This is a genomic window from Pseudomonas sp. FYR_7, assembly GCF_043106155.1.
Lineage (GTDB): Bacteria > Pseudomonadota > Gammaproteobacteria > Pseudomonadales > Pseudomonadaceae > Aquipseudomonas > Aquipseudomonas parafulva_B.
In genome coordinates this window covers 1-12,457 of sequence record NZ_JBICMI010000079.1, presented here as the reverse complement: position 1 = coordinate 12,457, position 12,457 = coordinate 1, and the positions used below count along the sequence as shown (strand labels likewise).

At 59.1% G+C, this 12,457-nt stretch carries 8 protein-coding genes and 2 rRNA genes; 6 read left to right on the top strand and 4 right to left on the bottom strand.

Going from position 1 to position 12,457, the window contains the following annotated elements; genetic code table 11:
* Nucleotides 1-556: 556 nt before the first annotated feature.
* Nucleotides 557-2,713: a type I secretion system permease/ATPase gene (locus ACF8R3_RS20585; RefSeq protein ID WP_028687928.1), complete on the top strand. Its 2,157-nt coding sequence runs from the start codon at nucleotides 557-559 to the stop codon at nucleotides 2,711-2,713.
* Nucleotides 2,703-4,079 (top strand): HlyD family type I secretion periplasmic adaptor subunit, encoded by a 1,377-nt coding sequence (locus tag ACF8R3_RS20580; RefSeq protein WP_023535148.1) that lies wholly within the window; start codon nucleotides 2,703-2,705, stop codon nucleotides 4,077-4,079. The genes ACF8R3_RS20585 and ACF8R3_RS20580 overlap by 11 nt, the downstream gene beginning before the upstream one ends.
* A 43-nt stretch (nucleotides 4,080-4,122) precedes the next feature.
* Here the strand turns inward: ACF8R3_RS20580 and lapD are convergent, their stop codons facing one another.
* A complete protein-coding gene (gene lapD, locus ACF8R3_RS20575; RefSeq protein ID WP_100850568.1) occupies nucleotides 4,123-6,081 on the bottom strand; it encodes a cyclic di-GMP receptor LapD in 1,959 nt (652 codons plus the stop codon).
* Nucleotides 6,082-6,091: 10 nt separating this feature from the next.
* Complete coding sequence (lapG, locus tag ACF8R3_RS20570; RefSeq protein WP_178102757.1) at nucleotides 6,092-6,853, bottom strand: cysteine protease LapG; 762 nt, start codon at nucleotides 6,851-6,853, stop codon at nucleotides 6,092-6,094.
* A gap of 201 nt (nucleotides 6,854-7,054) precedes the next feature.
* On the opposite strand from lapG, the gene ACF8R3_RS20565 reads away from it, so the two are divergent.
* The 4 genes from ACF8R3_RS20565 to ACF8R3_RS20550 all read left to right on the top strand — a co-directional run bounded on the left by ACF8R3_RS20565 (nucleotide 7,055) and on the right by ACF8R3_RS20550 (nucleotide 11,902).
* A complete protein-coding gene (locus ACF8R3_RS20565; protein WP_392516073.1) occupies nucleotides 7,055-7,744 on the top strand; it encodes a GntR family transcriptional regulator in 690 nt (229 codons plus the stop codon).
* A 91-nt stretch (nucleotides 7,745-7,835) separates the two neighbouring features.
* Nucleotides 7,836-8,333 (top strand): sigma-70 family RNA polymerase sigma factor, encoded by a 498-nt coding sequence (locus tag ACF8R3_RS20560; RefSeq protein WP_392516072.1) that lies wholly within the window; start codon nucleotides 7,836-7,838, stop codon nucleotides 8,331-8,333.
* Between the two features lie 11 nt (nucleotides 8,334-8,344).
* The gene (locus ACF8R3_RS20555) at nucleotides 8,345-9,316 is read left to right on the top strand and encodes a FecR domain-containing protein (RefSeq protein WP_078479376.1); all 972 of its coding nucleotides are present in this window, start codon (nucleotides 8,345-8,347) and stop codon (nucleotides 9,314-9,316) included.
* Between the two features lie 171 nt (nucleotides 9,317-9,487).
* On the top strand, nucleotides 9,488-11,902 hold the full coding sequence (locus ACF8R3_RS20550; RefSeq protein ID WP_328298039.1) for a TonB-dependent siderophore receptor: 2,415 nt from the start codon (nucleotides 9,488-9,490) through the stop codon (nucleotides 11,900-11,902).
* Between the two features lie 105 nt (nucleotides 11,903-12,007).
* On the opposite strand, the gene rrf (ACF8R3_RS20545) is transcribed toward ACF8R3_RS20550, so the two are convergent.
* Together rrf (ACF8R3_RS20545) and rrf (ACF8R3_RS20540) are read right to left on the bottom strand one after the other, a co-directional pair.
* Nucleotides 12,008-12,123 (bottom strand): 5S ribosomal RNA (rrf, locus tag ACF8R3_RS20545).
* Between the two features lie 107 nt (nucleotides 12,124-12,230).
* Nucleotides 12,231-12,346 (bottom strand): 5S ribosomal RNA (rrf, locus tag ACF8R3_RS20540).
* Between the last annotated feature and the right edge of the window lie 111 nt (nucleotides 12,347-12,457).

Below are 12,457 nucleotides of genomic sequence, written 5' to 3'. Positions count from 1 at the left end.
CCTCATTCTCGTAAGCATAAACCTTGCCGATTACATGCCCGAGAATGTCCTAGGTGTTGCAAATTTTCCGGCTGATTCACCGTAGAATAAACGGCGGCCGACAGCGCTTATCGTCTAAATCAGGACTCGCCACGCGCCTGCGATTATCGGCCAGAGTCGACCAAGGAAGTGGGCTTCAAGGGATGAATTTTAACTAACATGGGCCTCACGACCGCCAGCAAACCAGCGCCTGATAAATGACATTGAGCTAGGCTGCTAAAGGTAGGCCCAACACATGTCGTTTCTCTGCTCTTTTCCCAGCATGCTGAAGCCTGGATGGCGAAGTGATTCAGAAATGAAACGTTTGTCTGCCGATCAGCGTCATGTAGTAAAGAGACCGATACAGTTGTTTACTCACCACCTAATTCAAGGCGACCATTGGCGACACCCTGCATCGCTCGCTACACGCCTACCGAGCGCCGACATGCATTGCCCCACTGAATGCCTGAGTTTGCTGCCATTAAATGATCGGCAGCCAGCTCACCCCCACCCACCACAAGGATGAAGAGAGCGCCGCGTGGAATCAGAAGTCAGTCGAGTCCAGCTCAACCATGACCCACGTAGTCAGCACGACGATCCTTTGCTGGATAGTCTGCTGAGCTTGTGTGTACTGCACCAGAAACCTGCCAGCCGGGTCATGCTTACCACGGGCCTGCCTTTGCCCGCCCAGCGCCTGAGCCCCGAGCTGCTGCCCCGTGCGGCGGCCAGGGCCGGCCTGCAGGGCCGCCTGTTGCAGCGCAAGCTGGAGCAGATCCCAAGCATCGCCATGCCCGCCATCCTGTTGCTCAAGGGTGGACGCAGCGCTGTGTTGCTCGGGTGGGAAAACGAAGACACCGCGCGGCTGTTGCTGAGCGAAAGCGATGGCGGCGAAGTACAGGTCAGCCGCGAGACGCTTCAGGACGACTACAGCGGGCGAGTGTTCTTCGCTCAACCGCAGCACAAATTCGACGTCAACCATGGCAACTTGATCCCGCGGGCCAAATCCTGGTTCCGAGATACGCTGCTGCGCAGCAAGTGGCTGTACATCGATGCCATCGCCGCCAGCCTGGTGATCAACCTGATCGCCCTCGCCGCGCCACTGTTCGTAATGAACGTGTATGACCGGGTCGTTCCCAACCAGGCGACCTCGACCCTATGGGTGCTGGCGGTCGGTATCGCAGGTGCCTATATCTTCGACCTGATCCTCAAGGGTCTGCGCGGGTTATGCCTGGACCTTGCAGGGAAAAAGACCGACCTGATCATTTCGGCGACACTGTTCGAACGCATCGTGGGCATGTCGATGAAGTATCGGCCGGCCCGGGTAGGTAGCTTTGCCCAGAACATTCACGAGTTCCAGGGATTACGTGACTTCCTGGCGTCGTTGACGCTGACCAGCCTGATCGACCTGCCGTTCACGGTGCTCATCCTGATCGTCATCGCAATCATCGGCGGGCACCTGGTGTGGATCCCCATCATTGCCTTCCCGCTGGCCTTGGGCATCGGCTATGCACTGCAGCGGCCGCTGATGGCGACCATGGAGCGGACCATGGCGCTGGCATCGGAGCGCCAGTCGAGCCTGATCGAGACCCTGGCAGGGTTGGACGCGGTGAAGGTCAACAACGCCGAGAGCGAGCGACAGTACATGTGGGAGCAGACGCTCGGTACCCTCAGCCGGCTGGAGTTGCGCGTCAAAGTCCTGTCGAGCCTGGCGATGAACATTACCCTGCTCATTCAGCAGCTGGCAGGGGTGGCGATGATCTGCGTGGGTGTCTACCTGATCATCGACGGCAACTTGAGCATGGGCGGCCTGGTAGCGTGCTACATGCTCAGCGGCCGTGCCCTTGGGCCGCTGGGGCAGCTCAATGGTCTGCTGGCTCGCTACCAGCAAGCCAAGGTGACCATGGTGTCCACCGACCACATGATGGAGCTGCCACAAGAGCGCAACTTCGAAGAGCGCCCGCTCAGCCGCAGAGTATTGCAGGGCAGCGTAGAGTTCCGCGGCGTGGACTTCACCTACCCTAACCAGCAGAACATGGCGCTTAAGAACATCAACCTGACCATCCGCCCTGGCGAAAAGGTGGGGATCATCGGGCGCAGCGGGTCGGGCAAGAGTTCACTGGCCAAGCTGATCGTTGGCCTGTACGAGGCCGATGGCGGCTCATTGCTGGTCGACGGCGTGGATATTCGCCAGATCGATGTCAGCGAACTGCGCCACAACATTGGTTATGTGCCCCAGGACATTCAGCTGTTGGCGGGCACGCTGCGGGACAATCTGGTCAGCGGGGCCCGCTACATCGACGACGAAATGATCTTGCAGGCGGCCGAGCTTGCGGGCGTGCATGAATTCGCGCGGCTGCATCCGGACGGCTACGAGCTGCAGGTAGGCGAACGTGGGCAGAACCTGTCCGGCGGGCAGCGTCAGAACGTGGCCTTGGGCCGCGCCTTGCTGTTGAACCCACAGATCCTGCTGCTCGACGAACCCACGAGCGCCATGGACAACACCGGCGAGGAACGCTTGAAACAGCGCTTGCAGGCTGTGGTGGAAAGCAAGACGGTGCTGCTGGTGACTCACCGGGCTTCGCTGCTGTCACTCGTGGACCGCCTGATCGTGATCGATCGCGGTCAGATCGTTGCCGATGGCCCGAAAGCGGCCGTCATGGATGCGTTGAAGAAGGGGCAGATCAGTGTCGCATAAGCTGGATTTCGGGCAACTCAAGGAAGGCCTGCGGCGTTACTTCAAAGGCAGTGACTCGCTGGGCGGTCAGCCGCTGCCCGAGGTCAACAAGGCCCTTATCGAAGATGCGCCGCGTGTGGTGCGCCTGACGATCTGGGGCGTCATTCTGTTCTTTGTATTTCTGATCGTCTGGGCCAGTTTTGCGCCCATCGATGAAGTGACGCGTGGTGAGGGCAAGGCCATCCCGTCATCCAAGGTGCAGAAAATCCAGAACCTGGAAGGCGGCATCGTGGCGGAAATCTTCGCCAAGGAAGGCGAAATCGTCGAGGTGGGGCAGCCTCTGCTGCGCCTGGATGAGACCCGCTTCGCCTCCAACGTGGGGGAAACGGAAGCCGATCGGCTGTCCATGGCCCTGCGAGTTCAGCGCCTGAGCGCAGAGGTTGACGGCAAGCCGCTTGAAATCGACGAAGAATTGCGCAAAGCCGCACCTAGCCAAGCGGCCAGCGAAGAATCGTTGTACCAGAGTCGGCGCCAGCAGCTTCAGGACGAGATTGGCGGACTGCAACAGCAACTGGTCCAGCGCCAGCAGGAACTTCGCGAGTACAGCTCCAAGCGCGGGCAGTACGCCAACAGCCTTGAGCTGCTGCGTAAAGAGATCAGCATGTCGGAGCCTTTGGTCGCGACGGGTGCTATTTCCCAGGTGGAAGTGTTGCGCTTGCGTCGTGCCGAGGTTGAAAACCGTGGTCAGCTCGATTCCACGTCGCTGGCCATCCCCCGTGCCGAAGCGGCCGTTCGAGAAGTGCAGAGCAAGATCGAGGAGACCCGCGGCAAGTTCCGAAGCGAGGCGCTCACCCAACTGAACGAGGCCCGGACCGAACTGAACAAGGCGACCGCTACCAGCAAGGCGCTGGATGACCGTGTCCACCGCACCATGGTCACCTCGCCTGTACGGGGTATCGTCAAGCAGTTGCTGGTCAACACCATCGGCGGCGTGATTCAGCCAGGCAGCGACATCATTGAGGTCGTGCCGCTGGACGATACGCTGGTCATCGAGGCCAAGATCCTGCCAAAGGACATTGCCTTCCTGCACCCAGGCCAGGAAGCCACGGTCAAGTTCACTGCGTACGACTACACCATCTACGGGGGGCTCAAGGCCAAGCTCGAGCAGATCGGCGCCGATACCATCACCGACGAAGACAAGAAGACCACGTACTACCTGATCAAGCTGCGTACCGACCGCAGCCATCTGGGCACCGATGAAAAGCCGCTGCTGATCATTCCCGGTATGGTGGCGACGGTCGATATCATGACCGGCAAGAAGACCATCATGAGCTACCTGCTCAAGCCCATCATGAAAGCCCGCTCCGAGGCCTTGCGCGAACGCTGAGGCGGTGCCCGCACGGTCTCGTGCGGGCCCTCATTACTGTGGGTCAGCGCTTATGGTGCGCCCAAGGGGCAGGTTCACCCACCAACTGCCCCTGAATCCCCCCTACACCCATTTCGCAGAGCACTGCGCGCTCGCCTTCGGTTTCCACGCGTTCGGCCACCAAGGGCAGGTCGATGCTGTGTGCGGCACGCTGGATCGCCTCGATGAACAAACGCTTATGCTGCTCATGGTCGATGTTGCGGATGTAGCTGCCATCAATCTTCAGGTAGGCCAACCCAAGGTGGGACAGGTTGCCGATCATGCTGAAGCGCCCGCCAAACCGTTGCAGTGCCAGGCCGAAGCCAAGGCTATGCAGCCTTCGGGTCAGTTTCTCCAACGCCGGCTGGTCTGGTAGCTGCTCTTCTCCGATTTCGAACACCAAACGCGATCCGAGAGCGACGTTCTGGCTGAGCAGTTCGAAAATGCGGTGCAGAGCCTGGGCGTCCGCCAAGGTAGCGGCGGAGAGGTTCAGCGCCAGCACCTGGTCGTGGCCACGCATGTGCGCCAGCACCTTCTGCAGCACTAGAAGGTCCAGCCTTGGCATCCAGCCAAAGCGCTCGAGCCAAGGGAGGAATCGACCGGCTGGCAGCGCCTCGCCTTGTCGATCCTTCAGGCGGGATATCACCTTGTGGTGCAGCACATGCTGGGCAGTTGCACAATCGACCACCGGCTGGAAGAACAGCTCGAAGTGGCCGTTGGTGAAGGCCTGGTCAAGGCGCTCATGCCAGTCGTGCTGGCTGTCGGCAGCCACGGCAGCGACGCCTTGCTCCAGGCAGACCCAACCTGGGGTTGGCTGGTTCTCCGCGCGTGCCAGGGCCTCATCAGCCAGTTTGAGTAGGGCTGGGGGAGCGTCGCCCGGGCTGAAGGGGGCCAAGCCGATGCAGGCCACCGGTTGAATATCGGTAGCGCCCGTCTCATGCAGGCTCTGCAGCGTGGCCTCGAGCGCCTGGGCCAGCTGTATGGCTTCTTCATGCACCATACCAGGTGCCAGCACGGCGAATTCCCCACCACGGCTGCGGGAAATCAGGTCGTTGGTTTCCGGGAAGCTCGCGCAGGCGCGGCGCAATTGCTCACCAACCGCCTGCAGCAACTGATCCGTGCGCTGGCCACCTAGACGCGCGTTGAGGCCCGCCAGGCCTTGAACCCGAAGCAACAACAGGTAGCCTGCCCGTGCTTCCTCAAGGTTGCTGACCCGAGCATTGAGCTGCATTTCGAAATAGCGACGGTTGGACAGGCCGGTCAAGGTGTCTTGGTAGGACTCGGCGCGTAACCGCTCGCTGCGCTCGGCCTGCTCGGTGAACAGTGCCTTGAGCTTTTCGACCATCTGGTTCATGGCCTGGACAACGCGCCTGAGCTCGGGCGTGCGGGGCAGTTCAGGCAGGCTCAGGAATTCACGCCTGGCGATGGCATGGGACTGTTCGACCATGTAATCCAGCGGCTTGAGCTGCCGGCGCAGCAGCAACGCGCCCAGGATAGCGCTGGCAGCACCACAGAGCAGTAGCCAGCCCAGGCTGCCCAGCGCGCTTTGCCAGAGCTTGGCAATGGCGAACATGGGGTGGCTGATGACCTCGACGCGTGCCGCCTGCTGCCAGCCACGGCTGACCAACGCATCACCGCCGGCAGCTTCCAAGCCGATCAGGTGAACGAACCAACGGGGTACGCCCCCAGGGTCGGGTTCGGCATGGCGCTCGACGAGCACCGTATTGGAAGCCAGGTCCACCACCTTGATACTGGCGTAGTAGCCACTGTCGAAGATCGAACTCACCATCAGCTCGACCATGGCAGGGTCATCGATATTGGGCGTAAGCGACAGGGCCAGCGCAGTGGCTGCATCCTGTGCATGCGAGCGCAGCTGGTTGACATACTGGCTTCGCGAACTCTCCAGGCTGACCATGAAACTGCCGGTGAACGCCACTACCAGGAACAGGCAAATAGCCAACAGCAATTGTTTGAACAGTGACATCTGTGCTCCTTCAGTAAACCGGCTCGGCCGGGAAGCCTTCGGCCTGCATTTTTTTCAATAGGTCCTGCCAGCGCGACAAGCGCTTGGTGTCGCCCACTTTCTTGTTGCCACCGGCGCCTGTCAGCCATAGGCCTTCACCGTTGAAGGCATAGACGGGCAACAGGTCGGGACGCTGGCTGGCTGGCTTGATCGCGTCCATCAGGCTGTCGAGCACCAACGGCTGCGCCTGGGGCGTTGAATAATAAGTCAGTACCATGTGTGCCCGGTTCTGTCGCAAGGCCTTGACGTATGTGATCCGCAATTTCTCGCTGGGGATGCCCATGCGCCTGAGGCTGAAGTACTTGGCGATAGCGTAATCCTCGCAATCGCCAGCCCCTTTTATCAGTGCTTGGACCGGCGTTGCCCAGTAATCGACCTCGTGCCATAGATCGATATCCTCGACGTAGCGCAATTGTTGGTTAAAGAACCGGTTGACCACCTGCAGACGCTCAAGCTCTGTCCCCTGCTTCTGGGTGGCCATGAGGTTTTGCCAGGCATCGATCCGCGCTTTGCCCTCCCCCAAGGGCCCGTACAGCGCTTGCGACTTGCGACTGATCTGGGCGAAATCCCAGTCGGCATGCAAACCGCCCAGCAGCAGGCCACCCAGCAGCGCAGCCAGGGCAACTCGGTGCAGCACGGTTTTGAGCATCGGGGTGATCGCCACTGCCAAGCCCTGTCCAGGCCAGTCGAAAGAAGCGATGGTGCGGCCTGACACCGCAAAAGACAATGGCACATCGCGATCATCGGCCTCCCGGTCGGCGTCCGCCGCATCAACGCTTGCCGCGCGGGTCATGTCACTTCCTTTGCAGAGCAACTTCATCCACCATAGCCGCGCCCTGGGGCATGGCTCTGTAGAAGCCGGCATTTGACACGTCATACAGCTATAACTGTGTCATTGGATCCAACTTTGGTAATCGTTTAAGGCAGGCGTTGCGTGGCCGACAAAATCAAACTGAGCAGCGTGTTGAACAGTGAACAGTTGCTGCCACATCTGGCCCGCGGCGTTATTGAAGAACGCGTGCGCAGTGCCATTCTCGAGGGTCGTTTGCCTCCCGGAACGGCAATCAGGCAACAGGAATTGGCGACACTTTATGGCGTCAGCCGTATGCCCGTGCGTGAGGCGTTGCGTCAACTGGAGGCGCAGTCACTGTTGAACGTGGAGCTTCACAAGGGCGCAGTCGTCGCGCCGCTGATCGGCGAGGATGCGGCAGATGCCTACGACTTGCGTGTTCTGCTCGAGAGCGAGGCGTTGCGCCAATCCATTCCGTTTCTGACGGCTCAGGACATCGCCAAGGCCCGCAGTTGTATCCAGCAACTGGAAAACGAGACGCGACATGCCGAGATCGCTCGCCTTAATCGTAAGCTTCACATGGTGCTGTATAGCAAAGCAGCAAACCAGAAACTGCTGCGCTTGATCGATAACGAATTGATGCAGGAGGAGCGGTTTCTGCGCTTTCATCTTTCGTCGATGGGCCTGGGCAAGCTCACCCAGGACGATCACACAGCCTTGGTCGATGCTGCCAGTGCCAAACGTGTGAACGATGCGATTGCGGTATTGGAGCATCACCTCAACAGCGCAGCTGTGACCATTCGAAGGTATTTGGACAGCCAGCGGCCCCACTGAATGGCTTGGGTATCGACAGGTAGGTTGCAAAATCTCGCGCCGGGCGAAACAATGAGACTAATTATCATTTAAGCCCTGACAGCTGTGTCTCATGCCTAGCAACGATCTCGTGCAAACCCTCTACAGCGCTCATCATGGCTGGCTGCACACCTGGCTGCGCCACAGGCTTGGCAATGCGGCCGACGCTGCTGACGTAGCTCAGGATACTTTCATGCGGCTGTTGCACCGCCGCGAGCATCTGCAGATACAGCAGCCCAGGGCGTTTCTGCGCACGGTGGCGCGCGGGTTGATCATCGACCATTGGCGTCGAGAGGAACTGCATAAAGCCTATCTGGAAGCGCTGGCGCTGGTGCCTGAGGCTAACACCCCCGATGTTGAGACCCGCGAGCTGTTACTGGAGCTACTAGAACGTATCGCCAAAATGCTCGATGGCCTCAAGCCAAAGGTGCGCACTGCTTTCTTGCTAGCCCAATGTGAAGGCTTGCGCTATCAGGAAATTGCACAGCAGATGGGCGTATCGGTGAGAACGGTGGAGCGCTACATTGCCGACGCGCTTTATCATTGCTACCTGCTGCGCTATGAAGCGTAATGTCACCGTTTATGCCTAGCCCTCATCCAGACGCCAAGACAGTCAGACAGGCAATCCAGTGGATGCTGAAACTCCGCCACAGCGAAGACCCGGCTCTAAACGAACGCATCGCGCAGTGGCGGGCCGAGGCTGCGGCCCATGAGCTGGCCTGGCAGCGCGTCCTGCACTTGGACCAGGACTTGGACCTGCGCCACGTGCCCGCTGCGGGGGTTGCACTGCAGACACTGGAGGCCAGTCATCGCCGCCTTGAGCGGCGGCAGGCGTTGAAGCTGCTGGGCACCGTTGCCCTGTTCGGATCGGCTGCATGGCTGAGCAAGGACTTGAGTGTGGTGCAGGCCTGGTCATCCGACTACGCGACAGCCACGGGCGAGCGCAGACACGTGACATTACCCGACGGCTCTCGATTACAACTCAACACCCGCAGTGCCGTGGACGTGGCCTTCACCAGGCAGCAATTGGCGATCGACCTCAAGCGTGGGGAGGTCATGCTGGACTGTCGACAGGCAGGTCCTGGACAAGCGCCAGTCACGCTGCGCACCAGTACCGCATCGTTGCAGACCGTCGGGGGGCGCTTCGTGGGGCGTGTGGAGGACGATTGCCTGCGGGTGGTCGTCAGCGAGGGGCGGGTATTCACCCGCAGGCAGGGCACCGGCCTGATCCAATGGCTCGAGCCAGGTAGAGAATGGCGCGTCACCGCCACTGGTGCCGAGCACGTGGCGCCTTCAGGGATTGACGCGATGGCCTGGACCGAAGGCCTTATCGTCGGCAAGAACATGCTGCTCAGGGATTTCCTGACGCAGATCAGCCGTTATCGCCGGGGTTATCTCACCTGCAGCGACGACATTGCTGAGCTTCGCTTGTCCGGGGTATTCCGCCTTCAAGATCCAGAGCAACTGCTGCAATTGCTGCCTACCACGCTTCCCGTTCAAGTCCGTCAGTTGACGCGATGGTGGGTGCGCGTGGAGGCGCTGGGCCATGCCTAGTCTTTGATCAACAAGGCCTGATTCTAATGTGTCGGGTTTTGGCCGCGCATCCGGCTAGATCAGTGAGAAGAATCTCCTGCACACTTTACGGACGCTTTCATGTCAACCAACCGGGTAAAACTGTACGCCTTTGGCGCGAATGATTTTCGACCTGTCTTGCACTCAGATTTGCTGAGCAATGCCATCCGCGCTGCCTTGCTGGGGACGGCGCTTGGATTGGCCATGGTGCCTGGCATGACACTCGCCGCTGATGCCTCGCAGGTCAGCTCGACCTATGCCATTGCGCCTGGCCCCCTGGATGAAGTGCTCAATCAATTTGCCCGTCAAGCGGGCATCACGCTTTCCAGTACACCGGCACTCACTCAAGGATTGCAGTCCAAAGGCCTTCATGGACAGTACTCAGCTGAGCAGGCGCTGGGGGTTCTGCTGGCTGGAAGCGGTCTGACAGCAGCGAACCAAGGAAACCGGACCTTCATCGTACAGGCCCAGCCAGCGGAGGCAGCGCTGGCGTTACCCGATACGGATATTCGAGGCTTTACCCTTGGCAATGCCTTGGGGAGCATGGAGGGTTATAACGCCACCCATAGCCAGGTCGCCACTAAAAGCAGCCTGGCATTGGTCGAGACGTCTCAATCGGTTTCGGTGGTAACCCGGCAACAGATCGACGACCAAGGCTCTCAAACCGTCGCACAGGCCATGCGCTATACCCCAGGCGTGATGACCAACCCCTATGGTGCGACGCACCGGTATGACTACGTGGCCATGCGAGGCTTCAACGATGGCTCGGTGGATAACATCTATGTAGACGGCCTCAAGTCCATGGGGGACAACGGCACCTACAGCACGATGCAGGTCGACCCCTATTTCCTGGAGCGGATCGATGTCTTGAAAGGGCCCTCTTCGGTCCTGTATGGCCGTAGCTCTCCGGGTGGATTGGTCGCACTGACCACCAAGAAACCCGTGTTCACCGCTTTTCATCAAGTTCAAGCATCGGTCGGCACGCAAGGTCAGCGCGGGCTGGGCTTCGACACCAGCGGCCCATTGGATGCAGACAAGCGTATTGCCTACCGTCTGACCGGTTTGGCAGACGCTTCGGATACGCAGTTCGATCACAACAAAGAAGAACGCTACGCCATCGCCCCGTCGCTTAGCATCGACTTCAGCGAAGACACATCGCTGACCCTGCAAGCCTACCTGCAGCATGATCCAAACGGGGGCTATCACGGTGGCAACCCTGCAGACGGAATGCTGAGTAAGCGTAATGGGGTACGCCTGTCGGATCACTTCTTCGAAGGGGAGCCGGGCATCGATAATTACGAGCGCACCCAGCAGTCGTTCAGTTACCAGTTCGAGCATCGCTTCAACGATGTATTTACCGCGCGGCAGAACTTCCGCTACCAGGACTCGGACGTGTCGATGGACCAGGTGTACTCGGCAGGTTGGGCAGATGCCGACAGTACCGTACTGAACCGAGCCTACACCGGGGGTGATGAGCGGCTGCACTCCTACATCATCGACAACATGGTCCAGGCTGAATTCTTCACCGGCATCGCCAAGCACACCCTGCTGCTGGGCACGGATTACCAGCGTCGCAAAGCCGATGTCTCGTGGCGCTATGGCACTGTAGACCCCCTGGATGCGGCTAACCCGCAGTATGGTAACGGCAACCTGCAGGTGCTTGGTGAAAACCGATACCAACGCCGGTTGCAACAGACGGGGGTCTATCTGCAGGATCTGGTGGAGCTGGATCAATGGCGCTTCTCACTGGGCCTGCGCCAGGACTGGGTCAAGGTATCAGAGGACAATCGCGATAACGATACTAGGGTCAGTGACAAGCGGTCTAACTTCACGACTCGCGCTGGGGTGCTCTATCTCTTCGAGAATGGCCTGGCGCCGTATGTGAGCTATTCCGAGTCCTTCAACCCGAATACCGTGTCCGATCAAGACGGAAAACCGCTCGCTCCTACCGAGGGCACACAGTGGGAAGCCGGCATCAAGTATCAGCCACCTGGTAGCGACAACCTGTATACCGCCTCGGTGTTCCGTATCGAGCAGGAGAACCTGGCTTCCAAACAACCTGACGAAGACTTCTACAGGCCTGTTGGTCAAGTGCGTTCACAAGGGTTGGAGCTCGAAGCGCATGTGCAGGTTACTGATAATCTGAAACTGCTGGGTGGCTATACCTACACCGACATCGAGTACTCGAAGTCGATGCCTAGCCTGGTATCCAGCGGTCTGGACAACAAAGGCAATTCGCCCACCCAGGCCCCGGAGCAAATGGTCTCGCTGTGGGCCGACTACAACTTCCGGCAAGGCGCGCTCGATGGGCTTAAATTGGGCGGTGGTGTGAGGTATGTGGGGCATAGCTGGGCCGATGCAGAGAACAGCCGCAAGGTGCCTTCCTACACATTGGTTGATGCCTCGTTGGGCTATGACCTGGGTAAGCTGGGTTTGAAGGGCTTGGATGTCCGCCTGAATGCCAACAACCTGACCAATCAGCGCTACATCACCTCGTGTGCCAGCTTGAATTACTGCTATATGGGCGAAGAGCGCAATGTCAGCGCCACAGTGAGCTACCAGTTCTGAAGCGCACAGCGGGACAGCCGCTTATCAGAAGCTAGCTATGTGGGGTGTTTAACCCGGAAAGAAAAAGCCCCTGTCTGCAACGCAGACAGGGGCTTTTTGTTTGAATCTTGACGATGACCTACTCTCACATGGGGAAACCCCACACTACCATCGGCGATGCATCGTTTCACTGCTGAGTTCGGGATGGGATCAGGTGGTTCCAATGCTCTATGGTCGTCAAGAAATTCTGTGTGCTGGCCCGTCGTCGACGTGCCTGCGAATCTCTGTAGTTCCTACTTAAAGACAAAACCCCTACCTGCATGCGCAGATAGGGGTTTTGCGAAATGAATCTTGACGATGACCTACTCTCACATGGGGAAACCCCACACTACCATCGGCGATGCATCGTTTCACTACTGAGTTCGGGATGGGATCAGGTGGTTCCAATGCTCTATGGTCGTCAAGAAATTCTGTAGCCAGAATGTCCTGTTGGACAGCCCAGCGAATCCGGATATGTGATGTTTGTGATGCGTTGCGAACTTTCGGTTCATGTCATCTTCACCACCGCAATCTGCA

Bases quoted from the DNA above. Each gene is read 5' to 3' on its own strand.
- ACF8R3_RS20555 (WP_078479376.1), top strand. From the start codon at position 8,345: ATGCCTAGCCCTCATCCAGACGCCAAGACAGTCAGACAGGCAATCCAG.
- lapD (WP_100850568.1), bottom strand. From the start codon at position 6,081: ATGTCACTGTTCAAACAATTGCTGTTGGCTATTTGCCTGTTCCTGGTA.
- ACF8R3_RS20560 (WP_392516072.1), top strand. From the start codon at position 7,836: ATGCCTAGCAACGATCTCGTGCAAACCCTCTACAGCGCTCATCATGGC.